Genomic DNA, 23,535 nt, shown 5'->3' on the forward strand with positions numbered 1-23,535 from the left:
TGTCCTGCGGGCGGCCTTCGTTCCGTCGCCCGCCCGCCTGATCACCGGCCATGAGCCGCCCGGAGCCCCCAGGAGAGGCCATGACGCCCGACACCATCTCCGCGCAGATCACCGACTACGCCCACCGCGCCGACCCGTACCCGCTCTACGCGGAACTGCGCAAGACACCGGTACTGCGGGAGGACGACGGCACGTACCTGGTCAGCACCTACTACGAGGTGCGGAGCCTGGCCAACGACCCGCGGCTGAGCAACGACACGAGCAACCGTCTGCCGGGCTTCGCCCGCCCCGGGCAGCCCGCGGCGGAGACCGGCATGCCGCCGAGCTTCATCTTCACCGACCCGCCTCTGCACGACCGGCTGCGCAGCACCATCAACCGGCCGTTCGGCCCCCCGCACAGCCCCAGGTTCCTCGACGGCCTGCGCGGGGAACTGGCCGCGGTGGTCAGCGAGCTGCTCGACGCCTTCGAGGGCAAGGACCAGGTCGACATCGTCGAGGACTTCTCCTACCCCCTTCCCGTCACCGCCATCTGCAAGGTCCTCGGCGTGCCGCGCGAGGACGAACCCCGCTTCCACGTCTGGGCCGACGCCCTGGCCTCGTCGCTCGATCCCCGCCCCGGCGACGACGGCGGCCAGGAGAAGGGGCGGCAGGCACGCCAGGACCTGGGCGCCTACCTGTCCGACCTGATCGAGACGAAACGCCGCCACCCCGGCCCCGGACTCCTCAGCGCGCTCGCCCCCGAGATGACCCCGGAGGACCTGGAGGCCACGGCGGTGCTGCTCCTGGTCGCCGGCCACGAGACCACCGTCAACGCGATCACCAACACGACCCTCACGCTGCTGCGCCACCCCGACATCCTCCAGCGCTTCCAGAAACATCCGGACCTGGCCGTCCCGCTCATCGAGGAAGTGCTGCGCTACGAGCCCCCGGTCCAGTTCGTCCCGTGGACCACCGCCCTGGCCGACATCGAGCTGGCCGGCACCACGATCCCCAAGGGTTCGCCGGTCTGGCTCATGGTGGCAGCGGCCAACCGTGACCCCAAGCGGTTCAAGGACCCCGACCGGTTCGATCCCGACCGCGAGGACAACGAGCACCTGGGCTTCTACACCGGCATCCACTACTGCTTCGGCGCCCCGCTCGCCCGTATAGAACTGCATATGGCCGTGCCCGAACTGTTCCGCCGGGTCAGGTTCTCCGGACTGCTGGAGGGCCCGCCGCCGTACCGGGCGAACGCGGTACTGCGCGGCCCCCGCCACCTCCCCGTGGCGATCGAGGGCCTCACGGCCTGACCACACGCAGCCCCCGCCCGCCTACGTCACCCTCCACCTCCTCCACCTCCTCCATCTCCTCCGCCTCCTCTGCTTCCGCTGCCAACTCTTGATTGCCAGGTACTTTGTGATGCAAAGTTAATCCGGGGTGGGCGGCCGGCCGGCGGTCCGCTCAAGAGCGCTGCCAAGCGCCGGCGACCAGGGGGACAGATGGGAACATCCGCACAGAGCAGCGCGGGATCGGAGCCGAGGGCGACCGCGGCGGCCCTGTTGGCCGCGACGGAGGGCCTCCGGGCGAGAACCCGCACACAGACCAACGGAGCATGGGCTCCCGTCCTCGGCCTCGGCCTCCTTGCGCTGGCGGCCGTGCCGGTCGCCCGGTACGCCTTCAACTTCGGAGCCCACGGGCGCGACACCATGTCCTATCCGGCCTTCGCCTACGCCGAGCTGACCGGTCTGTGTGTCGTCCACGAACCGGGAACCCCCTGCCTGAAGGGGGAGTTCGACGGGGCCGTCCTGCGCTTCGCGGCATGGGGCGTGTGGTTCGCGCTCCTGCCCCTCGCCTGGTTCGTCTTCGCCCGCTGGTACCGCCTGCGCGGCGAGGCCCGGGGCGTCGTCCCCCGGCGTGCCATGTGGGTCCGCGTGACCCTCGTGGCCACCGCGGTGATCACGGCGGCCCTGCTGGCGCTGCTGTTCGGCAGGGACCAGCCGTGGGAGGCCGTCCTGCTGGAGAACAGCTACGCCTCCCCGTGGTCCCTGGCCGGCGTCGGACTCCTCGCCCTCGGCATCGCCGAACGCAGTTGGATCGCCGCGGCGGCCGGCACCGCTCACGCCCTGCTGCTCACGGGGTACCTGGGAGCCTCCTGGGGCAGCGGATGGCTTCCCTGGCAGCACCCCGCCCACCCCGGCTGGACCGACGGACCGCAGGCCAAGGCCCTGCTGCTCGCCGCGATCCTGCTCCTCGCCGGGCTGTGCGAGTGGACAGCCGTCCGCCGCCGGGGCACGCCGGGTGCCCCTGGCGCGGGTACGGTCGTCTCATGAGCGTCGAAGACTCGACCGCTGCGCAGGACGACCACGAGGAACCGCATCCCACCCAGGCGCTGGACGACACCGTCCACCAGCGCGTGCGGCTGGGCGTCCTCACCGTCGCCCGTGAAGCCGACCGGGTCGAATTCGGTTTCCTGAAGAAGCAACTGGCCGTCACCGACGGCAACCTCTCCCGGCACCTGAAGGTGCTCGAAGAGTCCGGGTTGATCACGGTGGAGAAGGGCTACGCCGGCCGCCGCCCCCGCACCTGGGTCACCCTGACCCGCGAGGGCGCACAGGCCCTGGACGCCGAACTCCGCGCCCTACGCGCGTTGGTACTCCGCCTCGAGACACCCCGATGACGAAGGACGCCCGGCGCCCTTCCGGGAGCCGGGCGCATGGCTTCCCGGCGCCGGCTCCGTCTCAGGGGCCGCCGCCGAGCCTTGCGGTCAGAGCCGGCCGAGGTCGATCTCCACCGGGTAAGGGGCCGCTACCTTGAGGAGGCCGGTGAATACGTCTCCCTCCCGGTAGGTCTTCGTCGTGGGATCGAGAGCGTAGGTGTACACGAGAGGAACGCCTGTCGCGGCCTGCTCGATCCGCCAGTAGAGGCCGATGCCTGCTTTGGCGTACTGGTCGACCCTCACGATTCGGTCGGTGGTCTCCGAGCCTGGCGACACGACCTCCGCGACCAGCAGCACGTGCTCAGGGCGGGTGGGGGTGATGTCGATCGTGTCTGCGCGGTACACGACGACGTCCGGGCGGCAGTTGGTGAGCGGGACATCCTGAAGTCGGACGTCGAAGTCCGTGTCGGCATTCCACTCCAGGCCTGCGGCGGCGTCCAGGGCGTTCGCCAGAATCCGGGCCAGCCGGTTGTGCCGCTTGGACGCGGCCGGACTCACGACGGCCATCCCGTCCACGACCTCGATGCCGGCGCACTGTTCCTCGGACCAGGACTCGTACTCCTCAGCCGTGATCTGCTCATGCATCTACGCCGGGGCCATCATCTCGGCCGTCATGGAGCGCCTCCCGGGCACTGTGCCGCGGGCCCGATCCCGCTGGACTCAGCGTACTGTCGGCCTTCCGTCCGTCACGCTGCTCTTGCTCACGTCCTTTCCTCGTCGGCCGACACCCGACCGACGAGCCCACGGAGACGGTGCAGGCTGACCTGCCCGAACGGCGGGGCGCCACTATGGCCGGTGAGCGGCACCCATCACTCACACAAAAGCGGCCCCGGACGAGGAGGCCGAGACCGAACAGAACGCCTCCCTGAGGGAGAAACCCCAGGTCAGCAGCGTTAACGCAGGAGTTCGATCTGGCGGCCCTTCTCGGCCTGCATATCGGCTTCCTACCGCCGTTCGTGGGTGTGCCCTCAGCTGCAGACGCTAGAAACCTGTAGACCGGGGCCGGCTGATGGCTACGCCTCAGGGGGCCGGTTGTACCGCTCCAGCGTCGCCTTGTCCGTAGAAGCGTCCACGAGGCGCAGCTCCCACGGCCCGGTGTTCACGTCGAACTCACGCCCGAAACCAACCCACTTCCCGGCCATCCGGCGGCCGGTCGGCTCGGCCAGCATCTGGAGCGCGCCGAAGTAGCGAGCACCCTGGTAGTAGCCGTCTCGCGCGGTCTGTTCGGTCCACGTGCCGGTCACCGTGTTGCCGTCCACCTGGAGGTCGAGGGTCAGTGGACTGTCGGCGTTGAGGCTGGCGTTGGGCAGGCTGCGCGCCGTGAGGGCGTTGCCGTGCTGGAGCAACACGACGTAGTGCCGGCCGGTGAAGACCTGGCCCCCGCGCCCACTGGACACGAACTCGTACGTGCTGAGCCACACCCCGGAGTAGTTGCTCGCGGGCACTGCCTGCACGGCTGCTGCGGGCCCGGCGGAGACGCCGAGGGGTGAACCTTCCAAGTCGTGGCCGCCGTGCCCGTCCTCGCGGACGCGAGCGAACGTGGTGGCCTGGAAGCCGAGGCTGCCGATGGGCATGCGGGTCACCGCCTCCAGTGCGCGGGCATAGACCGCCCGGGGTGCGGTGATCTGTCCGGACTCCCAGCGTTGAATGAGGCGTTTGCTGGCGTCGTTCGGGGTGCCCGCTCGCTGGCCTGCCTCGCGCAGGGCGCGGGCGAACTCGTCTTGGGACATGAGCAGCGCCATTCGCGCCGCACGAAGGGTGCTGTTCGGCGTCGTCATGAGATCACGGTAGCCCTCCGGCGCACAGAGTGACACCTAAATGACGCCCTGTGTGTCGCCGCTCTGACAGCCCAGATGCCGTCGCGCAACTGTCAGTGACGAAGCGAATGTGATCGGTGACAGAACGCCCCGGCGGTCGCGCGAACGACCCCGGGGCTGGCCGACCGCAAGGAGTCGACATGGCGCACCGTACTTCCCCCGGCACACCAGCCGTAGACGTTGCCCGCCGGCCGCTCGATACCGCCGGCATGAAGGCCAGCGCGTTCCGGTTGCTCGGTCCGGACGACGGACCAGACGCCCTGCCCCCTGCTGCCGACGAGGTGCCCACTCTCATCAGCACCCTGCGCGGGCACTTGGAGTTGTTGATCCCGGAAGTCGAAGCTGCGGCGGACCGACGCCCGGAGGATGACATCCCCCGGTTCTGTGCCCACGCGTGTGTCGGGGAGGCTCGCCGCAAGCTCGCCGCCAACCCCAGGGCCGGCCACAGCGAAGCGGTCGCCTACGCCCGCCGCCTGGCGCGCGTGGTCAAGGCGCTGTGCGAGCACTCCGAAACGCTCGGCGGGAGCTGAGAGCGGCTCAGGCTCCGGCGCGCGACCGCAGCGCCGGTTGACCGCTTGGCGAAGGCGAGCGGTCGGCCACAGGGACCACCGCCCCGCCACTCCGTCGTGACGGCGATCCCGTCACGCGCCCCAGTCGACGCCCGGACCGACTCCCGCAAAGACCCGGCCCGGGCGCCTGTCCCATCCGCAACCAGCGAAGGAGATCGCTATGACAGTACCTCCCGGACCCATGCCCGACCCCGGCCCGGACTCGAAGCCGCCGCTGGCTCGCATGCTCATCACCGACAGCGAGTTCGCGAGCTGCCGACAGACCGTGCTGGATGCCAACCCCGACATGTCGGAGGAACTGGCCGGCCGGATCGTGGAAGAGGGCCTCAAGTTCGTGGCTGCCTGCTCCGCGAATCCCGGGCTCGGCCTCGCGCCGAGCCGGATCGTGGACGAGGGCTGGCACGCCCTGATCCTGCACACGGCGATGTACGCCGAACTGTGCGAGCGGCTCGGCGGCGCGTTTGTCCACCATTACCCGGGATACGACCCGGCGAACTACGACCCGGAGATCGTCACCCGGGCTCGCGCAAGGATCAGCGGGCTGGGGTGGGCTCCCGACCTCCCGTTGTGGGGGCCGCCGTCCGACGAGACGCTCGTGTCGGTCGCGGCGAAGTGCCAGCACTCGGACGACAGCGGACCGATCGAGGTCAGGCGCAAGCCCAAGCCGGAGCCCAAGCCCGACAAGGTGGTCTAGCCTCCCTCGGTGAAGGGAGGCCGAATGTCCGAATGGATCGACCCGCGGTACGCGGACCTGGTGGCGGCGTGGAAGCGTACGCAGCAACCTGAGTCCCCTGAGCCGAAGCCCAAGCCGACGCGGGTGTTTATCGTCCCGCCCAAGGACTGACCGTTCTCGTGCCCCGGCCGGCGCCCCAGCCTGCCGGGGCTACATGCCGGCGTCGCCGTCGCTGAGGAAAGTCAGATGGATTCCGCACAGCCCAGCGGCGCGGGACATCTGGACAACGTCGCCCTGCCCATTAGTTCTGCAACAGCGACTCCGCACGGGCCAGGGCGACGCCACCGGCGCCTGACGCGGATGCTGTCCTCGCTGCGGAGTCCATGGGCGGGATCGACGACCGAGCTGCGTCACAGAGATCCCCGGTCATGGTCTCCCCTGAGCGCCCCGCTCCCTGAACCACTGGCCCTGCGCGGGGAGGAGCCAGATGCCCTGCGTGTGGCACGACCCCTGGAACGACGAAGGGCCAGCCTGGGAGGGAAACCCTCCTGAGCTGGCCCTTTCTTCTGTGCCCCCGGCAGGATTCGAACCTGCGACACCCGCTTTAGGAGAGCGGTGCTCTATCCCCTGAGCTACGAAGGCATGAGGTGGCGTCCTGGTGGGCGCTCGGTCCACAGGGTACCGGATCAGGGCGTGGGCGGGGTGGGTGCCGGGGTCAGGACGCGGCGACCTCGGTGAAGCGGGACGCGGTGTGGAGGTCCCGCTGGATGCGGTCGGCCGTTTCGCGGAGGGCGGGGAGGAGGTCCCGGACGCAGTCGTCCAGGGTGCGGCGGGCCGCGTGCGTGGCGACGTTCAGCGCGGCGACCGCCCGGCCCGAGCGGTCCCGTACCGGTACGGCGATGGAGCGCAGGCCCGACTCCAGTTCCTCGTCGACCAAAGCGTGGCCCCGGGTACGGATCTCCGCCAGGTCGGGGGAGCGGCGGGTGGCGGTGTCCGCCAGGAGGACGCGGCCCAGTGAGGTCGCTGTGGCCGGGAGCCGGGTGCCCACGGGGATGTGCACGGTCAGGACGCGGCTCGCCCCCGCGCCGGCCGTGTACTGGATCTCCGTGCCGTCCGGCGTCAGTACGGCCAGTGCCGTCGGCTCGCGCACCTGGTCCGCGAGGGCCCGCAGGTGGGGCTCCGCCAGGCGGGGGAGCGACAGGCGGGACAGGGGCGGGAAGCCGAGGTCCAGGACGCGCGGGGTGAGGGTGAAGGTGCGGTCGTCATGCGCGGCCAGCAGGCCCAGGTGTTCATGGGTGAGCAGCGCCCGGCGTGCGGTGGCCCGGGACAGGCCGGTCGCCCGGGCCACGTCCGTCAGGGACAGCGCGGCGCGGCCCTCGCCGAACGCCGTCAGGACGGTCAGACCGCGGGCCAGCGATTCCACGAAGTCCCGGCCCAGTTCGTGCTTGGACGCCGTCGTCCACGTCGCGAGTCCGGCCGGCGGGGGGCCGGCCTCGGGCGGGGGCGCGGTGCGCAGGTCGGCTTCCATCGCTTCCACCGCCGTACGCAGGCGGGGCAGCAGGCTGGTCCGCAGGTCCGCCGCCGAGTGGCGGCTGGTGTGGCTGACCACGCTCGCCGCGCAGGCCACGCGGCCGGTGCCGGGGTCCCGTACCGGGACGGACACCGCGACCAGGCCCGGCTCGATCAGCTGGTCGTCCAGGGCCCAGCCGTCCCGGCGGGCCCGCTCGGCCCGCGCCCTGAAAGAGGAGACGGGGGAGGAGGGGGAGGGGGAGTGTATGGCGGGGAAAGTCGTGTGCTGGGGGTCTGCTGTTCTGCGGGTGCGCCAGCGGGTCCAGTCCGGCTCCGTCCACTCGGCCGCGAACAGCGCGCCCGGCGCGGTCCGTTCGGCCGGCAGCAGATCGCCGACGCGGAAGCTGACGGACAGCGCGCGGCGGCGGGTGGCCTGGTGGACGAAGCGGATGCCGTCGAGGTCGGCGACCGCGAGCGACACCGACTCGTCCAGTTCGTCGGCGAGGGCGTCCGCGCGGGCGTCGAGGAGGGCGGGCAGGCGCAGCGCGGCCAGGTAGGCGTTGCCCAGCTCCATCACCCGCGGGGCGAGGACGACGTCCCGGCCGTCGAGGCGGACGTAGTCCATGCGGGCCAGGGTCCCCGTGATCCGGTCCACCGTGGCGCGGGCGAGGCCGGTCGCCCGCTCCAGCGCGCCGGGGCTCAGCGTGCCGCCCGCCCCGGCCAGCCGCCGCAGCACATCGACCCCGCGCACCAGCGGGCCGACCACCGCCTCGGCCGGCGTACCCGCCACGGCCTCGCCCCCGGCCTCGCCCCCCGCACGGGCAGCGGCATCCGGAGCGGTCGTCGGGGGCGTCGCGGGCATCGTCTCTCCGGTACGGCGTCGGGGCAGGCCTACGGTAGACCCCGGGGGGTGGTGGATCCCGGCCGCGCCCCACGTCCGGGCTCCGGGCCGTCCCAGCTCGCACCGGGCCGTCCCAGCTCGCACCGGTCGCTCCACCTCGCACCGGTCACTCCGGCCCGCCTCCGGCCCGCCTCCGGCTCGCTCCAGCTCGCACCGGTCACTCCGGCCCGCCTCCGGCCCGCCCCTGCTCACAGGCTCAGGGGCCCGCGGGCTCACGGGCTCACGGGCTCCTGGTCGGGGCGCCCGCCCCCTCAAGCCCGAGTTATCCGCACCCGGTAGTTCTCGTCCGCGTCCGCGCTCACCACCTGCACCTTGATGCCGTGTCGCGGATCGTTGAAGCTCTCGCCGGGGGTGAACGGGGCGTCGGAGAGTTCCGCGTGGACGTTGGGGCTGTGGGTGCAGCCGCCGCTGCCGCGGTGGCTGTCGTAGACGGTGATCGGGCCGCGGCCGGTGTCGACCGTGGCGTCGACCTTGTAGACGAGGAGGCCCGGGCGGCACACCGCCTCGTCGTTGCCGCCCTGTGCGCGGACCTCGAGCGCGTAGGTGGTGCGCGCGGTGACCGGTATCAGGATCAGCTTCCCGCCGTCCGGTCTGTACAGCGGGGACAGGGAGTAGTCGACGCTGCCCTTCGCCGCCGCGCAGCCGACCTGGCCGGCGTCCAGCCAGCCCAGCTTCCACTTGTGCCAGCCGAGCAGATCGTTTCCGGCGCCCCAGTCCTCGCTCATGATGTCCCAGTGCCCGACCGCGCCCCCGCCCTCCTGGGTGTAGAGGTCGGGCAGGCCGAAGGTGTGGCCGTTCTCGTGCGGCAGCACCCGGTAGCCGGTGCGGGCGTAGGAGCCGGAGCCGTCGTCCTGGCGGGAGTAGACGAAGGAGGCGTTGGCTATGCGGACGCCGTCGGCGACCGGGGCGTCCTCGTTCCCGGCGAACGTCACGGACAGCACGGTGTCCAGGGCGGAGGGGCCGGCGTTCGGGGTGACGAGCACGTTGAGCAGGTCGTAGTCGTGGAAGTCCACCTTCGGGTCGGCGGCGGCCACGATGTCCTGCGCCAGGTCCCGGTAGCCGGGATCGAAGGGGGCGCCGCGCTCTATGCCGTAGTCCCGGAAGCTCTTCGGCATGCGCAGCCAGGTGGTGACGGGCGTCTCGGGGCGGTAGTCGAGACGGCCGTAGGACGCGGTGCGGAACCACTCCTGGGTCTGCGGGAAGAACTCGTGGAAGCGGTCCATCGCGCTGCCCTCGCCGGGCGCGTCGGAGAAGTCGACCATCAGGGTCAGGGCGTGGACCGTGCCGGTGGAGCGGGAGTAGCCGGGCGGGGTGGGCAGTCCCTCGGTCATCTGCACGTCCAGGCCGCCATGGATCAAGCAGGGTACGAGCGCGGAGGAGCGGGCCAGATTGATGGGTCCGGCGGTGGTGGGCGCCGTCAGGTGGCCGGTCCCGGCCGAGGTGCTGACCGCGAAGGTCAGTGCGGTCACCAAGGACAGGGCGGCGGCCCGGCGCCGGCGTATGCGGCTGCGGGGTGGCGGCTGCGGCTGCATGCGGGGACCTTTCGCGCCACGGCAGCCGCCGTCTCCGGCTGCACCCTTGCGCTCACCCTGTGGCGAGGGGGCGGGGGGCGCGCGCTGGAGGAGACCGATGGTGGGAATGGGGCGCGGCGCGGGGGTGAATCCCGGCGGGCGGTGATTGTGGTCCAGGTCACAGGGATTCTTTCGGCCGCCGGGAAATAACCGGGGACGTCTTCCCCGTTTAGTCGTGTGTCCGAGCGAAACGGGGACCCGGTCCCCGGATCGCGCCACCACCCGCCGCCACCACCCCCCGGATCGCCCACCAGCCCCCGGACCGCCCCACCACCCCCGGGGCCCTCGCGGGCTCCCGCCTCGCCCCGCCGGCTCTCGCCGGCCCCCAAGCCTCAAGGAGTGCACCGTGCCGACCATGACCGCCCCCGCCGTGCGCAAGGCGACCCGGCCGCGCGCCGACGCCCTGCGCAACCGGGAGCGGATCGTCACCGCCGCCCGGGAGATGTTCGTCGAGCACGGCCCGGACGTGCCGCTCGACGAGATCGCCCGCCGGGCCGGCGTCGGCAACGCCACGGTGTACCGCAACTTCCCCGACCGCGACGCCCTCGTCCGCGAGGTCGTCTGCTCCGTGATGGACCGCACGGCCGAGGCGGCCGAGCTGGCCCTCGCGGAGACCGGGGACGCCTTCGCCGCCCTGGAGCACTTCGTGCACGCCGCCGCCGATGAGCGGATCAGCGCGCTGTGCCCCATGGTGTCCAGCACGTTCGACCAGCACCACCCCGACCTGGAGGCCTCCCGCGAGCGCGTCGAGCAGCTCGTCGAGGAGATCATGGGCCGGGCCAAGGCGGCCGGGCAGCTCCGGCCGGACGTCGATGTCGGCGATCTGCTGATCGTCGTGGCCCAGCTGAGCCGGCCCCCGGCCGGCACGGACTGCCTCCGCGGCGACCGCTTCGTCCACCGCCATCTGCAACTGTTCCTCGACGGACTGCGGGCACCCGCCCGCTCCGCCCTGCCGGGCCGGGCCGTCAGCCTCAAGGAGCTGCGCGACTCCTGACCGATCCGTTCCGCCTCCGCACCCAGTCCACCGACAGCACGGCAGCCGGCACGGCCGCCTGACGGCACGACAGTTCGTACCTCCGTACGACCGTCTGACGCCACGGCAGCTCGTGCGGCCCCCTCCTTTGCTTCACCTTTCCGCTTTACTCCGTTTTCTCATCGTTTTTCATCACGTCCTCCGGCGTGTCCTTCCGTCACGAAGTCCCGAAGTCCCGAAGTGGGTATCTCCATGTCCGAAACAGCCCTCAAGGCTCGCGGCGCCGCCGCACCGAGCGGTGACGCCAACCGCTGGAAAGCGCTCGTCTTCATCGCGCTCGCCCAGCTGATGGTCGTCCTCGACGCCACCATCGTGAACATCGCCCTGCCGTCCGCCCAGACCGACCTCGGCATATCCGACGGCAACCGGCAGTGGGTCGTCACGGCCTACGCCCTCGCCTTCGGCGGTCTGCTGCTCTTCGGCGGCCGGATCGCCGACAAGTGGGGCCGCAAGCGCGCCTTCGTCCTCGGCCTCGGCGGCTTCGCCGCCGCCTCCGCGCTCGGCGGTGCCGCCACCACCGGCGCCATGATGTTCGGCGCCCGCGCCCTCCAGGGTGTCTTCGGCGCCCTGCTCGCCCCGGCCGCGCTGTCCCTGCTCGCCGTGATGTTCACGGACGCCAAGGAGCGCGCCAAGGCGTTCGGCATCTACGGCGCCATCGCCGGCGGCGGCGGTGCCGTCGGCCTGATCCTCGGCGGCTTCCTCACCGAGTACCTGGACTGGCGCTGGACCTTCTTCGTGAACGTCCCGTTCGCCATCGTCGCCGCGCTCGGCGCCTGGTTCGTCATCCGTGAGCCGGAGGGCGGCCGCAACCGCTCCCCGCTCGACATCCCCGGCGTGGTCCTGTCCACCCTCGGCCTGGTCGCGCTCGTGTACGGCTTCACCCGCGCCGAGTCCGACGGCTGGGGCGACTCCGTGACCGTCTCGATGTTCATCGCCTCCGGCGTGCTGCTGCTCGCGTTCGTGCTGGTCGAGCGCCGGGTGAAGGCGCCGCTGCTGCCGCTGCGCGTGGTCACCGACCGCAACCGCGGCGGGATCTACCTCTCCCTCGGCCTCGCGATCATCGGCATGTTCGGCCTGTTCCTCTTCCTCACCTACTACCTGCAGGTCGTGAAGGGCTACTCGCCGGTCAAGACCGGCTTCGCGTTCCTGCCGATGGTGGTCGGCATGATCACCGGCTCCACCCAGATCGGCACCCGGCTGATGACCCGGATCCCGGCCCGCTTCCTGATGGGCCCCGGCTTCCTGGTCGCCGGCCTCGGCATGCTGCTGCTGACCCAGCTGGAGATCGACTCCTCGTACGGCATCCTGCTGCTGCCCGCGATGGTGCTGCTCGGCCTCGGCATGGGTACGGCGTTCATGCCGGCCATGTCCCTGGCCACCCAGGGCGTCGAGCCCCGGGACGCCGGTGTCGCCTCCGCGATGGTCAACACCTCGCAGCAGGTGGGCGGCGCGATCGGCACCGCCCTGCTGAACACGATCGCCGCCTCCGCGACGACGTCGTACGTGAAGGACCACATCGCCGGTGCGGCCTCCAAGCCGCAGCAGCAGCTGGTCCAGCTCCAGGCCATGGTGCACGGCTACAGCGCGGCCATCTGGTTCGCCGTCGGCATCCTCGGCCTCGCCTCGCTGATCGCCTTCACCTTCGTCAACGCCGGCCGTCCGGACACCACCGTGGTGGCCTCCGGCGAGGGCGTCGAGGACGAGATGCCGGTGCCGGTGATCGCTCACTGAGCGGCCGTACGGCGGCACCCGCGACCCGTCCGGAGCCGTGCCCGGTGAGTTAGCGGAGCCAGGGCAGGTCCGCACCCGCTTCGTCGGGCTGGAGGCCCTCGGCGACGATCTCCATGATCTCGCCGAGGGCCTTCTGCTGCTCCGGGCTCAGCCGCTCGAACAGCGCCTGCCGGACGGCGGTCACATGGCCGGGCGCGGTGCTCCGCAGCACCTCCTGGCCCTCGTCGGTGAGCACAGCGAACTGGCCGCGCTTGTCGGAGGGGCAGTTCTCGCGGCGCACCCAGCCGTTCGCCTCCAGCCGGGCGATCGCGTGCGAGAGCCGGGAGCGGGTGATCTTCGCCTGCATCGCCAGCTCGGTCATCCGCAGGCGTCGCCTCGGCGCCTCGGCGAGGCCGACCAGGAGGCCGTAGTAGATGTGCGGCATGCCCGCGTCGCGCTGCAGCTGCCGGTCGAGGTGGTCCTCCAGCAGGGTGGTGGCGTGCCGGTACGCACGCCAGATGCGCTGTTCCTCGTCGGTGAGCCAGCGGTGCCGTGCTGCGGAGTCCGGTGCCGTGTTCATGCCCCCACTGTACGAGGCGGCTCCTTGAAACTTGAACAAGTGAGGGGTAGGGTTCGGTGAAAACTTGAGAGTTAAAGCAAATGTCGGTGCGGTCCGCTCGTATGCGTCCGCGCAGGGAGCGAGGGAGCCGTCATGTCCGCCACCGCCCAGGAGCGCATGCCCGCCCTGTACCTCAGCCATGGCGCCCCGCCGCTCGCCGACGACCCCGTCTGGCCCGGCCAGCTCGCCGCCTGGTCCGCCGGCCTGCCCCGCCCCAAGGCGATCCTCATGGTCTCCGCCCACTGGGAGGAGGCCCCGCTCGCCCTCGGCGCCGTCGAGACCGTCCCCCTCGTCTACGACTTCTGGGGCTTCCCCGAGCACTACTACCGGGTCCGGTACGCCGCCCCCGGCGCCCCCGAGCTGGCCGACTCCGTCCGCAAGCTGCTGCGCGCCCCCGGCATCCCCGTCCAGGACATTCCCGACCGCGGCCTCGACCACGGCGCCTACGTCCCCCTCGTCGAGATGTTCCCGGCCGCCGACATCCCCGTCCTGCAGATCTCCCTGCCCACCCTCGACCCGGTCCGCCTCATGGACATCGGCCGCAAGCTCGCGCCCCTGCGCGACGAGGGCGTGCTGATCGTCGGCTCCGGCTTCTTCACCCACAACCTCGCCGCCCTGCGGTACACCGGCCCCGGTGTGCCGGCCTGGTCGTCCGAGTTCGACGACTGGGGCCGGCGGGCCCTGGAGTCCCGCGACTGGGACGCCCTGCTCGACTTCCTGGACAAGGCCCCGGCCGGCCGCTACGCCCACCCGCGCACCGAACACTTCGCCCCGCTCTTCGTCACCATGGGCGCGGCGGAGGCCGGCGGCGAGCTGGACGCGCAGAAGTCGGTGATCGACGGGTTCTGGATGGGAATGGCGAAGCGCTCGGTGCAGTTCGGCTGAGGTGAGGGCGGGGCCCGACCGGGTACCCGGGTGTCAGCGGAGAGTACCCGGGTGTCAGCGGAGGGGGGCGAGGCTCTTCTCGTACCAGGCCACGTCCCAGTAGCGGCCGAACTTGCGGCCGACCTCGTGGTACGTGCCGACGTGCCGGAAGCCGAAGCGGGCGTGCAGCCGCTCGGAGGGCTCGTTGGGCCGGGCGATCCCGGCGTAGGCGCGGTGCACGTCCTCCTCGGCCAGTGCCGTGAAGAGGGCGTCGTAGAGGAGCGTGCCGACGCCGCGCGAGCCGGCGTCCGGGGCGACGTACACCGAGACCTCCACGGAGGTCGCGTACGCGGGTCTCGGCCGGTAAGGACTGGACGTGGCGTACCCCAGGATCTGCTGTGATTCCGTTTCCGTGGCAACCATCAGCCGGTGCGGCCCGTCTTCCGGGTGGGAGAGCAGCCAGGGACGGCGCTCCTCCGGAGTGAAGATCACGGTGTCGAATGTGATGGCCGTCTCACGGACATAGTGGTTGTAGATCGCCGTGAGAGCGTCGAGGTCTTTCTCGACTCCCGGCCTGACCTGCACCTCGGTATGTTCCGGCGGCATCTCGCCTCCCTGCGCGGCCGACAGGGTACTGCATGATCAGAAAAATCGAGGGGCGGGTTGGGAATTCTGTCCGGATTCCAGTCGTTGTTTCCTTCGGATGCAGGGCACTCAGGGAGAGTCCAAGAAACAGTCCCGTGAGTGCCGGGCGTTCGCCAGACCACCCGCCAGCCCACCATCGCAAGGGAGCACGCATGGCAACCCGTGCCGTCGCCCGTCGTAAGTCCGCCCATGGGGGCACCTCCCAGGCTTTCGGCTCTGGGGGACAGACGGCCGACTCGGCAAGCAGTGTTCGCGCTCATCGCGGCGAGATCGCAGACCGCGACCTGGTCGGCATGTACCTCGACGAGATCGCGCGCACGCCGCTGCTCGATGCCGCCAAGGAGGTCGAGCTGTCCCAGACCATCGAGGCGGGGGTGTTCGCGCAGCAGGTCCTCGACGGCGAGGAGGAGTCCGTGACGGACGCCAGCCGGGAGGAACTGGAGGCGCTGGTCGCCGCCGCCGAACGGGCCAAGGACGTCTTCATCCGCTCCAACCTCCGCCTGGTCGTCGCCGTCGCCCGGCGCTACCCCCGCGCGGGCCTGCCCCTCCTCGACCTGATCCAGGAGGGCAACGCGGGCCTGGTGCGCGCCGTGGAGAAGTTCGACTACCGCAAGGGCTTCAAGTTCTCGACGTACGCCACCTGGTGGATCCGGCAGGCCATCACCCGTTCCATCGCCGACCAGTCCCGCACGATCCGGCTCCCCGTCCACCTGGTGGAGGAGCTGGGCCGCATCCGCCGTGTCCAGCGCGAGTTCAACCGCGAGCACGGCCGCGACCCGGAGCCGGCGGAGATCGCGGCGGAGCTGGGTTCCACGCCGGAGCGCGTGACGGACGTGCTCGACTGGGCCCGCGACCCGGTCTCGCTGAACATGGCGGTGGACGACGAGGGCGAGACCCAGTTCGGCGACCTGCTGGAGGACACCTCGGCGGTCTCCCCCGAGCAGTCCGTCCTGACCCTGCTGCGCAGCGAGGAACTGGACGACCTGATCGGCCGCCTCGACCAGCGCACGGCCTCCATCATCAAGATGCGGTACGGCATCGACGACGGCCGCGAGCGCACCCTGACGGAGGTCGGCAAGGAGCACGGCCTGACCCGCGAGCGCATCCGCCAGATCGAGAAGCACGCGCTGCTCGAACTGAAGAAGCTGGCCCGCCAGACCGGCTTCGACGCGGCGGCGTAACGGGCGGGGGTCCTTCGTGACGCCGTGACGTCCGGGGTGTACGGGGTGTACGGGGGCCGCTGGCCGCCCCGGGTTTCGTAGGGTTACTGCGCGGCGCGCACGCCCGGTGGCGAAAGACGGCGCAAACATGGCGTGGTCCCATCGCTTCAACCCCTGGGCCCGAGGGAACAACCCTTCCGGGCCCAGGAGCGGGCCCCCAGGACCGCACTCCCCACCCCACACCGCACCTCTCCCGGCCGACGGCCGGCCCCGGCCGACCCGACCCCGCCCCACCCCCGCATGAGCCACGTCCCGACGCAATCCCCCCCCGGCGCCGGGACCTTCCGAAGCCGGGCTTCGGCGCCCATCCCCCCCCGGGCGCCGGAGTCCGGCCTCTCCCTGTGGTTCCGGCCGGAGAAGCTGGAACAGCGGCCCACCCCGTACCTGAACCCCGGGGTGGACCGCCGGATGGCAGATTCTGCCACACGGGCATAGCCTGCCGAGATGAGCACCACCCGCAGCGCCGCCCACCAGCAGTTTTCCGCCTCCGCACCGGTTTCCCTCACCGAACGCCGGAAGGCCGAGACCCGGATGGAGATCGCCCGGGCGGCGGCGGCCCTCTTCGTCCAGCGGGGCCTGCGGGCCACCCGCGCCGAGGACATCGCCCAGGCCGCCGGCATCGCGCCGCGCACGTTCTACCGCTACTTCGCCACCAAGGAAGAGGCGGTGGCCCCGCTCTACGGGGCCGGCGCCCAGCGCTGGATCGAGGCGGTCCGTACGGCGCCGGCCGGACTGTCCCTGCCGCAAGCACTGGAACACGCCGTCCACCACACCCTCACCCCCGGCCTCGGCGTCTCGGCCGCGTCCTGGGAATGGCTCCGCACCCTGATCCGCCTCGCCGACACCAGCCCGGCCCTGCGCAAGGTCTGGGCGGAGGTGTGCCAGGCATCGGAGGGGACCCTCGGGGAGATCTTGGCGGGACGGGTGGGGCCGGTGGACCCGGTGGGCTCGGTGGGCCGGGTGGACCCGGTGGGCCGAGCGGGCCGGGTGGACGCGGACCGGGCGGGTCGGGCGGGCCGGGAGGGCCGGGAGGGGCCTGCGGAACGGGAGATTCTCCCTGGCGGGGAGAGCGTGGCTGATCAGGGGGTTCCGGAGGGGGCCCCGGATCCGGTGGCGCTCACCCCGGATCTCCGCTTCGCCGCGGCCGTGGCGAGCGCCGCCGTGCGCGTCGCCGTGGAGTCCTGGGCCGCCACGACCACCCCGCCCACCGGCCCGGAATGCCCGGCGGCTCTCGCCCTGCGCAATCTGCGTGCGCTGCGGGGCTTCGGGTGGGGCGAGGGGCCGGGCGGGGAGGGGTGACGGGGGACTGACCGGGGACGGAGAACTGACTGACGGAGCTCTGACTGGCGGAGCACTGACTGGCGGAGCATTGCCTGACGGAGCACTGCCTGGCGGAGCACTGCCTGGCGGAGTACTGCCTGGCGGAGTACTGCCTGATAGGGGACTGACGGAAGGTCGACGGAGTGGTGCGGCCGGTCACACCGCCTCCGGCGCCCCCGCTCCCTCCACCCCCGGACGCCCAGGGTGCCCCGGAGCCGCCGGACCCGCCGGACCCGCCGGACCCGCTGGTCCGGCTGGTCCCGCCGGAGCCGCTTGCCCCGCCTGCCCCTCCGCCCCGGCGGCCTCCGCCGCTCTGCTCAGCCGTCCCCCCAACTCCCGCACCATCTCCACGAGTCGCCCCGGCCCGCGCACCGCGAACTCGTACCCCGCCATCGCGAGCCGCACCGCCAGCCACTCCACGGGGTCGCCGGTGGTGCCCCGCAGGACGCAGCCGCCCGCGCCGTCGTCCTCGGGCGCCCCGAGCGCCCGCGGCATCCGCGCGGACACCTGGTCCGCCGGTGCCGCGAACCGCACCTCGAACGCGTACGTCTCCTGCCGCCGGTTGATCGACTGCCGCAGGTACTCGGCGGCGTTGCCCGCCGGCAGTTCCCGCGGCGTGAACCGGACCCCGGTCGCGAACGGCCGGCTCACCCGGTCGACCCGGAACGTACGCCAGTCCGCGCGGTCGAGGTCGTACGCCACCAGGTACCAGCGCCGCCCGGTCGACACCAGCCGGTGCGGCTCGGTCAGCCGGCGGGACGCGCTGCCGTCCTTGTCGCTGTAGGCGAACCGCAGCCGCTCGTGCCCCGCGACCGTGGACGCCATCACGGTCAGCGTCTCCGGTGCGATGCTGGGGCCGTCCCCGCTGGTCAGCGGCGTGGTCGCGGCCTGCAGGGTGGACACCCGGTGGCGCAGCCGGGACGGCAGCACCTGCTCCAGCTTGGCCAGGGCCCGTACGGACGCCTCGTCCACGCCCTCGACGGCGTGCCCGGCGCCGGCCCGCAGCCCCACCGCGATCGCCACCGCCTCCTCGTCGTCCAGCACCAGCGGCGGCATCGCCTTGCCCGCGACCAGCCGGTACCCGCCGTCCGCGCCCTTCGTCGCCTGGACCGGATAGCCCAGCTCGCGCAGCCGGTCGATGTCCCGCCGCACCGTGCGCCGGGACACCCCGAGCCGCTCGGAGAGCTCACCGCCGGGCCACTCGCGGGGCGTCTGGAGGAGGGAGAGGAGCTGCAGCAGCCGTGCCGGTGTGTCGGTCGTCATAAGACGAGGATGTCGTAGATCTAGGACACGATCTGACCTAATGCGGTCCTATCTTCTCTCCATGACCTCGATCGACCGCACCGCCGAGCAGGGCCGCGGAGAACCGCGCGACCAGGCACACACGACCGACAGCGCCGACAGGAACGACAGGACCGACAAGGCCCACCGGACCGACAGGGCCGACAGGGCCGACAGGATCAACAGGTCCGACCGGACCCGCTGGCTGGCGCTGGCGATCATCATGACCGCGGCCTTCATGGACCTGGTCGACGTGACGATCGTCAACATCGCCATCCCGTCCATCCAGCGCACGGCACACGCCTCGGTCAGCCAGATCCAGTGGATCACCGCCGGCTACGCCCTCGCCTTCGCCGTCGGCCTGATCACCGGCGGCCGGCTCGGCGACATCCACGGGCGCAAGCGGCTGTTCCTCATCGGCATCGGCGGCTTCACCCTGGCCTCCGCCCTGTGCGGCTTCGCCGTGAACCCCGAGATGCTGGTCGCCTCCCGCGTCCTCCAGGGCGGCATGGCCGCGCTGATGGTTCCGCAGGTGCTGTCGATCGTGCACGCCACCTTCCCGGCCCATGAACGCGGCAAGGTCTTCGGTCTGTTCGGCGCGATCGTCGGCCTCGGCGCGGTCTCCGGCCCGCTGCTCGGCGCCCTGCTGACCGAGTGGAACCTGTTCGGCCTCGAATGGCGGCCCATCTTCCTCATCAACCTGCCCGTCGGCATCCTGGCCCTGATACTCGGCCGCCGCTTCATCAGCGAGTCGAAGGCCCCCAAGGCGCTCAAGCTGGACCTGGTCGGCGTGGCCCTGGTCTCGCTCGGCCTGCTGATGCTGCTCTACCCGCTCACCCGCGGGCGCGAGCTGGGCTGGCCGCTGTGGGGGTACGCCTCGATGGTGGGCGCCCTCGGCGTCTTCGCCGCGCTGGTGGCGTACGAGCGGCGCAAGGCGGCCCGGGACGGCTCCCCGCTGGTCGAGCTGTCGCTGTTCCGCGTGAAGAGCTTCGCCGCCGGCATCGCCGTACAGACCGTCTTCGGCGTGGCCCTCGGCATCTTCTTCCTGGTCTGGACGCTGTACATGCAGATCGGCCTGGGCTGGAGCCCGCTGCGGGCCGGGCTGACCGGGGTGCCGTTCTCGATCGCGGTGTCCGTGGCCGCCGGGCTCTCGGTGCAGCAGCTGGTCCCGCGGTTCGGCCGGAAGGTGCTCCAGGCGGGTGCGCTGCTGATGGGCCTTGGCGTGCTCCTGTACCTGTGGGAGGCCGGCCACTACGGCCTCGCCATCACCTCCTGGCAGATGGCTGCGCCGCTGGTCGTGATGGGTCTCGGCATGGGGCTGATCGTCGCCCCGCTGACCGACGCGGTGCTCTCGGAGGTGCCGCGCGAGCACGCCGGTTCCGCGTCCGGGCTGATCAACACCGTGCAGCAGATGGGCAACGCGCTCGGCCTCGGGCTGGTGTCCGTGGTCTTCTTCGGGCGGATCGGCGAACGGCTGACCCAGGTCCAGGTCGGCCCGGCCTTCGTCCACGCCTTCCAGTACGCGCTGTGGTGGGTCGCCGGAATCATGGGCGCGATCTTCCTGCTGATGTCCGCCCTGCCCAAGCGCCCGGCCCAGCACGTGGAGGGCGCGGCGGACGAAGCGCCGGCACTGGAGAAGGAAGCCGTACTGGTTCCCTGACCAGGTACGACCCGTCCACTGACCAGGTACGACCGGTGCCCTGACCAGGTACGACCGGACCTCTGGCCAGGTAGGACGCAGGACGCAGCGGGCCCGGCACCGGATCGCAACGGTGCCGGGCCCGCTGGCGTTCGGGCCGCCCGGCGTCCGGGCCCGTCGACGTCCGGGCCCCGTCGACGTCCGGGCCCCCCGACGTCCGGGTGTCTGTTCCTGCCCGCATCAAGCCCGAGTCTGTTTACTTTCCGGAAATCCGGGCGTAGCCTGCCGCTGAATCCACACGTTCGGGCATCGGTCGGAAGTGATCGGACATCCGGACATCGGACCCGACGGCATCACGCGGAGGCGAACGGACATGTACGCACCGGAGCGGCAGCAGGAGATCCTCCGGCTCGCCCGTGACGGCGGCCGGGTGGACGTGCTGTCGCTGGCCGAGGAGTTCCAGGTCACCGCCGAGACGATCCGCCGCGATCTGAAGGCCCTCGACCGCGCCGGCCTCCTGCGCCGGGTGCACGGCGGTGCCATCCCGGCCGGCCGCCTGGACTTCGAGCCGGACCTCGCCGAGCGCGAGTCCACCGCCGCCGACGAGAAGGACCGCATCGCCAAGGCCGCCCTCGCCGAACTGCCCGCCGAGGGCACGCTGATCCTCGACGCGGGCACGACGGTGGCCCGCCTCGCCGCCGCGATCCCGTTGGAGTCCTCCCTCACCGTCGTCACGCACAGCCTGCCGATCGCCGCCCGCCTCGCCGACCACCCGGGCATCCAGCTCCATCTGATCGGCGGTCGCGTACGGCACCGCACGCGCGCCGCCGTGGACGCCTGGGCGCTCCGCGCGTACGGCGAGATCCGCGCCGACGTCCTGTTCGTCGCCGCCAACGGCTTCTCCGCCGAGCACGGGCTGACCACCCCCGACCTCGCCGAGGCGGCGGTCAAGCGGGCGGCGGTCGCCGCCGCCCGCCGCGTGGTCCTCCTCGCCGACTCCGCCAAGCACGGCCAGGAGCACTTCGCCCGGTTCGGCGCCCTGAGCGATGTGGACCTGCTGATCACCGACAGCGGGCTGGACCCGGAAGACGCCGCCGCCATCGAGCGCGGCGGCACGGAAGTAGTGCGCGCATGATCCTCACCGTCACCCCCAACCCCTCCCTCGACCGCACCTACGAGGTCCCCGCCCTGGAGCGCGGCGAGGTCATCCGCGCCACCGGCGAACGCATGGATCCCGGGGGCAAGGGCGTGAACGTCTCGCGCGCCGTCGCCTCCGCCGGCCGGCACACGGTCGCCGTCCTGCCCCTGGGCGGTGCGCCGGGGGCGCTCGTCGCGGAGCTGCTCGACGCGCAGGGCATCGAGGTCGCGCCGGTCCCGGTCGCCGGCGCCACCCGTTCGAACATCGCGCTCGCGGAGGCCGACGGGGTGCTCACGAAGATCAACGCGCCGGGCCCCGAACTGTCCGCCGCCGAACAGGCCCTGCTCCTGGCCGCCGTCCGCGAACACTCCCGCGCCGCCGACTGGATCGCCTGCTGCGGGAGCCTGCCCCGGGGGCTCGCGCCCTCCTGGTACGCCGATGTCGTCACCGAGGCGCACGCCGGGGGCGCGCGCATCGCACTGGATACCTCGGGGCGACCGCTCCTGGAGGCGCTGCGCGCACGGCCCGATGTGGTGAAGCCGAACGCCGAGGAGCTCGCGGAAGCCGTCGCGCGCCCCCTGACGACCGTGGGTGACGCGCTCAAGGCGGCCGAGGAGGTGCGCGCGATGGGCGCACGCGCCGTGCTCGCCAGCCTGGGCGCCGACGGGCAGCTCCTGGTGTCGGAGACCGGCACCTGGTTCGGCAGCGCGCGCGTGTCCGCGGTCCGCAGCAACGTCGGCGCCGGCGACGCCTCCCTGGCCGGCTTCCTCATCGCCGGCGGCACCGGCCCCGAGGCCCTCGCCTCCGCCGTCGCCCACGGCGCCGCCGCCGTGGGACTCCCCGGCAGCGAGATGCCGGCCCCCGCCGACCTGAACCCCACGGCGGTGACCGTCACCAGCGACATCCCGCTCGATCGCGAACTGACGGAACCAGCACCATGACCGCCCCCACGGCACGCACGACCGCCTCTGCCGCCATGGCACGCACGACCGCCTCTGCCGCCATGGCACGCACGACCGCCTCTGCCGCCATGGCACGCACCACCGCCTCTGCCGGCACGGCACGCACGACCGCCTCTGCCGCCATGGCACGCACGACCGCCCCTGCCGGCACCCGCATCACCACCGCCCCCCGCAACACCCCCGTCCCCGCCTGCGCCCACCCCTCCCCCCGGGCGATACGCGTGCAGAGGAGCCCGCGATGAGCGACATGATCACCGCGGACCTGGTCGACCTCGACCTGTCCGCCGACACCAAGGAAGCGGCGGCCCGCGCCCTCGCCGAACGCATGGTGACCCAGGGCCGGGTGACCGACCTCGATGGCTTCCTCGCCGACGTGGCCGCCCGCGAGGCCCAGATGCCGACCGGCCTCGACGGCGGCGTCGGCATCCCGCACTGCCGTAGCGCCCATGTCACCGAGCCGACCCTCGCGTTCGGCCGGAGCACCGCGGGCATCGACTTCGGTGCCGCCGACGGCCCCGCCGACCTGATCTTCCTGATCGCGGCACCCGCCGGCGCCGACGACGCCCACCTGACGATCCTCTCCTCACTCGCCCGTCAGCTGATGAACGCCGAGTTCACCTCCGCGCTGCGGGCGGTGAGCGACGCGGCGACGGCGGCGGCGCTGATCCGGGGGGACGAGCCGCCGTCGGACGGGGAGGCGCCCGACGCCGTCGCGAGCGCCGCCCAGGCAGAGGCGGGCGCCACCGAAGACACCGCTGCGGCGCCGGCGGCGGCCTCCGCCGGCGCCGCAGCGGGCAGCACCGCACGCACACCGGACCCGACCGCCGAGAGCGCACGCCCCGAGACCGTGCCCGCCGAGAGCGCGCCTGCTGAGATCACGCCCGCCGAGAGCGCGAGCGCCCCCGACTCCGGCGAGCGCCCCTTCCGTATCGTCGCCGTCACCTCCTGCCCGACCGGCATCGCCCACACCTACATGGCCGCCGAGTCCCTGGAGAACGCCGGCCGCGAGGCGGGCGTCGAACTGGTCGTCGAGACGCAGGGCTCGGCCGGCTTCACCCGGCTGGACCCGGCGGTGATCGCGGCGGCGGACGGCGTGATCTTCGCGCACGACGTCTCCGTACGCGACAAGGACCGCTTCGCGGGCAAGCCGACCGTCGACGTGGGCGTGAAGGCCGGCATCAACCGCCCCGCCGAACTCATCGCGGAGGTCCGGGGGAAGGCGGCGCGCGGCGAGGCGAGCGCCCCGGCGCACGCGTCGGCCGGTACGCCGATGGAGCGCGCGGGCGACTCCGCCGAGGGCTACGGCACCAAGCTCCGCAAGTGGCTGATGTCCGGCGTCAGGCACTTGCGTCAAGACACTTGGAGAAAG

20 protein-coding genes, 1 tRNA gene and 2 pseudogenes are annotated in these 23,535 nt (G+C 72.1%); 14 read left to right on the top strand and 9 right to left on the bottom strand.

From position 1 onward, the window contains the following. Positions 1-80 precede the first annotated feature (80 nt). The 3 genes from ACF073_RS16610 (at position 81) to ACF073_RS16620 (ending at position 2,656) form a co-directional block, all read left to right on the top strand. The gene (locus ACF073_RS16610) at positions 81-1,289 is read left to right on the top strand and encodes a cytochrome P450 (protein ID WP_392070518.1); all 1,209 of its coding nucleotides are present in this window, start codon (positions 81-83) and stop codon (positions 1,287-1,289) included. A 189-nt stretch (positions 1,290-1,478) separates the two neighbouring features. Then, complete coding sequence (locus ACF073_RS16615; protein ID WP_392070520.1) at positions 1,479-2,309, top strand: hypothetical protein; 831 nt, start codon at positions 1,479-1,481, stop codon at positions 2,307-2,309. Continuing rightward, the gene (locus ACF073_RS16620; RefSeq protein WP_392070522.1) at positions 2,306-2,656 is read left to right on the top strand and encodes a winged helix-turn-helix domain-containing protein; all 351 of its coding nucleotides are present in this window, start codon (positions 2,306-2,308) and stop codon (positions 2,654-2,656) included. Before ACF073_RS16615 ends, ACF073_RS16620 begins: the two co-directional genes overlap by 4 nt. A gap of 87 nt (positions 2,657-2,743) precedes the next feature. On the opposite strand, the gene ACF073_RS16625 is transcribed toward ACF073_RS16620, so the two are convergent. Together ACF073_RS16625 and ACF073_RS16630 are read right to left on the bottom strand one after the other, a co-directional pair. After that, the gene (locus ACF073_RS16625; RefSeq protein ID WP_392070524.1) at positions 2,744-3,280 is read right to left on the bottom strand and encodes a Uma2 family endonuclease; all 537 of its coding nucleotides are present in this window, start codon (positions 3,278-3,280) and stop codon (positions 2,744-2,746) included. Positions 3,281-3,708: 428 nt separating this feature from the next. Then, entirely contained in the window at positions 3,709-4,473 is a 765-nt protein-coding gene (locus tag ACF073_RS16630) for a helix-turn-helix domain-containing protein (RefSeq protein ID WP_392070526.1), read from the bottom strand. A gap of 179 nt (positions 4,474-4,652) precedes the next feature. Between ACF073_RS16630 and ACF073_RS16635 the strand changes: the two genes are divergently transcribed. After that, complete coding sequence (locus tag ACF073_RS16635; RefSeq protein WP_392070528.1) at positions 4,653-5,042, top strand: DUF6415 family natural product biosynthesis protein; 390 nt, start codon at positions 4,653-4,655, stop codon at positions 5,040-5,042. Positions 5,043-5,241: 199 nt separating this feature from the next. Continuing rightward, positions 5,242-5,775, top strand: coding sequence for a glycine-rich domain-containing protein (locus ACF073_RS16640; protein WP_392070530.1), 534 nt, complete (start codon positions 5,242-5,244; stop codon positions 5,773-5,775). 548 nt (positions 5,776-6,323) lie between these two features. On the opposite strand, the gene ACF073_RS16645 is transcribed toward ACF073_RS16640, so the two are convergent. From ACF073_RS16645 to ACF073_RS16655, 3 genes are all read right to left on the bottom strand, one after another. After that, positions 6,324-6,396 (bottom strand) — tRNA-Arg (locus ACF073_RS16645). A 73-nt stretch (positions 6,397-6,469) separates the two neighbouring features. Continuing rightward, entirely contained in the window at positions 6,470-8,125 is a 1,656-nt protein-coding gene (locus ACF073_RS16650) for an IclR family transcriptional regulator C-terminal domain-containing protein (RefSeq protein WP_392070532.1), read from the bottom strand. A gap of 290 nt (positions 8,126-8,415) precedes the next feature. Next, the gene (locus ACF073_RS16655) at positions 8,416-9,696 is read right to left on the bottom strand and encodes a M6 family metalloprotease domain-containing protein (protein ID WP_392070534.1); all 1,281 of its coding nucleotides are present in this window, start codon (positions 9,694-9,696) and stop codon (positions 8,416-8,418) included. Positions 9,697-10,090: 394 nt separating this feature from the next. Between ACF073_RS16655 and ACF073_RS16660 the strand changes: the two genes are divergently transcribed. Further along, positions 10,091-10,729, top strand: coding sequence for a TetR/AcrR family transcriptional regulator (locus ACF073_RS16660; RefSeq protein WP_392070972.1), 639 nt, complete (start codon positions 10,091-10,093; stop codon positions 10,727-10,729). Between the two features lie 231 nt (positions 10,730-10,960). After that, positions 10,961-12,499: an MFS transporter gene (locus tag ACF073_RS16665; RefSeq protein WP_392070536.1), complete on the top strand. Its 1,539-nt coding sequence runs from the start codon at positions 10,961-10,963 to the stop codon at positions 12,497-12,499. A gap of 49 nt (positions 12,500-12,548) precedes the next feature. Here ACF073_RS16665 and ACF073_RS16670 read toward each other — a convergent pair whose 3' ends face one another. After that, positions 12,549-13,058, bottom strand: a complete 510-nt coding sequence (locus tag ACF073_RS16670) for a MarR family winged helix-turn-helix transcriptional regulator (protein WP_392070538.1) — start codon at positions 13,056-13,058, stop codon at positions 12,549-12,551. 132 nt (positions 13,059-13,190) lie between these two features. On the opposite strand from ACF073_RS16670, the gene ACF073_RS16675 reads away from it, so the two are divergent. Then, the gene (locus ACF073_RS16675; RefSeq protein ID WP_392070539.1) at positions 13,191-13,982 is read left to right on the top strand and encodes a dioxygenase; all 792 of its coding nucleotides are present in this window, start codon (positions 13,191-13,193) and stop codon (positions 13,980-13,982) included. 54 nt (positions 13,983-14,036) lie between these two features. On the opposite strand, the gene ACF073_RS16680 is transcribed toward ACF073_RS16675, so the two are convergent. Next, a complete protein-coding gene (locus tag ACF073_RS16680; protein WP_392070541.1) occupies positions 14,037-14,567 on the bottom strand; it encodes a GNAT family N-acetyltransferase in 531 nt (176 codons plus the stop codon). Positions 14,568-14,758: 191 nt separating this feature from the next. Between ACF073_RS16680 and ACF073_RS16685 the strand changes: the two genes are divergently transcribed. Both ACF073_RS16685 and ACF073_RS16690 read left to right on the top strand, forming a co-directional pair. Beyond that, positions 14,759-15,787 carry an RNA polymerase sigma factor RpoD/SigA gene (locus tag ACF073_RS16685; RefSeq protein ID WP_392070543.1) on the top strand — a complete coding sequence of 343 codons (1,029 nt, stop codon included), beginning with the start codon at positions 14,759-14,761 and terminating at the stop codon, positions 15,785-15,787. Between the two features lie 570 nt (positions 15,788-16,357). Then, positions 16,358-17,125: a TetR/AcrR family transcriptional regulator gene (locus ACF073_RS16690; RefSeq protein ID WP_392070973.1), complete on the top strand. Its 768-nt coding sequence runs from the start codon at positions 16,358-16,360 to the stop codon at positions 17,123-17,125. Between the two features lie 32 nt (positions 17,126-17,157). Here the strand turns inward: ACF073_RS16690 and ACF073_RS16695 are convergent. Next, a pseudogene (locus ACF073_RS16695) lies at positions 17,158-17,349 on the bottom strand (pentapeptide repeat-containing protein); the annotation flags it as partial. Then, on the bottom strand, positions 17,303-18,409 hold the full coding sequence (locus ACF073_RS16700; protein WP_392070545.1) for a helix-turn-helix transcriptional regulator: 1,107 nt from the start codon (positions 18,407-18,409) through the stop codon (positions 17,303-17,305). The pseudogene ACF073_RS16695 and the gene ACF073_RS16700, both read right to left, overlap by 47 nt. A 241-nt stretch (positions 18,410-18,650) precedes the next feature. Here ACF073_RS16700 and ACF073_RS16705 point away from each other — a divergent pair, with 241 nt between their 5' ends. The 4 genes and pseudogenes from ACF073_RS16705 to ACF073_RS16720 all read left to right on the top strand — a co-directional run. Continuing rightward, positions 18,651-20,087 (top strand): MFS transporter, encoded by a 1,437-nt coding sequence (locus tag ACF073_RS16705; RefSeq protein ID WP_392070975.1) that lies wholly within the window; start codon positions 18,651-18,653, stop codon positions 20,085-20,087. A gap of 352 nt (positions 20,088-20,439) precedes the next feature. Next, positions 20,440-21,201, top strand: coding sequence for a DeoR/GlpR family DNA-binding transcription regulator (locus ACF073_RS16710; protein WP_392070546.1), 762 nt, complete (start codon positions 20,440-20,442; stop codon positions 21,199-21,201). Continuing rightward, positions 21,198-22,145, top strand: coding sequence for a 1-phosphofructokinase (pfkB, locus tag ACF073_RS16715; RefSeq protein WP_392070548.1), 948 nt, complete (start codon positions 21,198-21,200; stop codon positions 22,143-22,145). Before ACF073_RS16710 ends, pfkB begins: the two co-directional genes overlap by 4 nt. A 259-nt stretch (positions 22,146-22,404) precedes the next feature. Further along, positions 22,405-23,514 (top strand): annotated as a pseudogene (locus ACF073_RS16720) (fructose PTS transporter subunit IIA); the annotation flags it as partial. Between the last annotated feature and the right edge of the window lie 21 nt (positions 23,515-23,535).

The sequence above is a fragment of the Streptomyces sp. NPDC015171 genome, assembly GCF_043079545.1.
Taxonomy (GTDB): Bacteria; Actinomycetota; Actinomycetes; order Streptomycetales; family Streptomycetaceae; genus Streptomyces.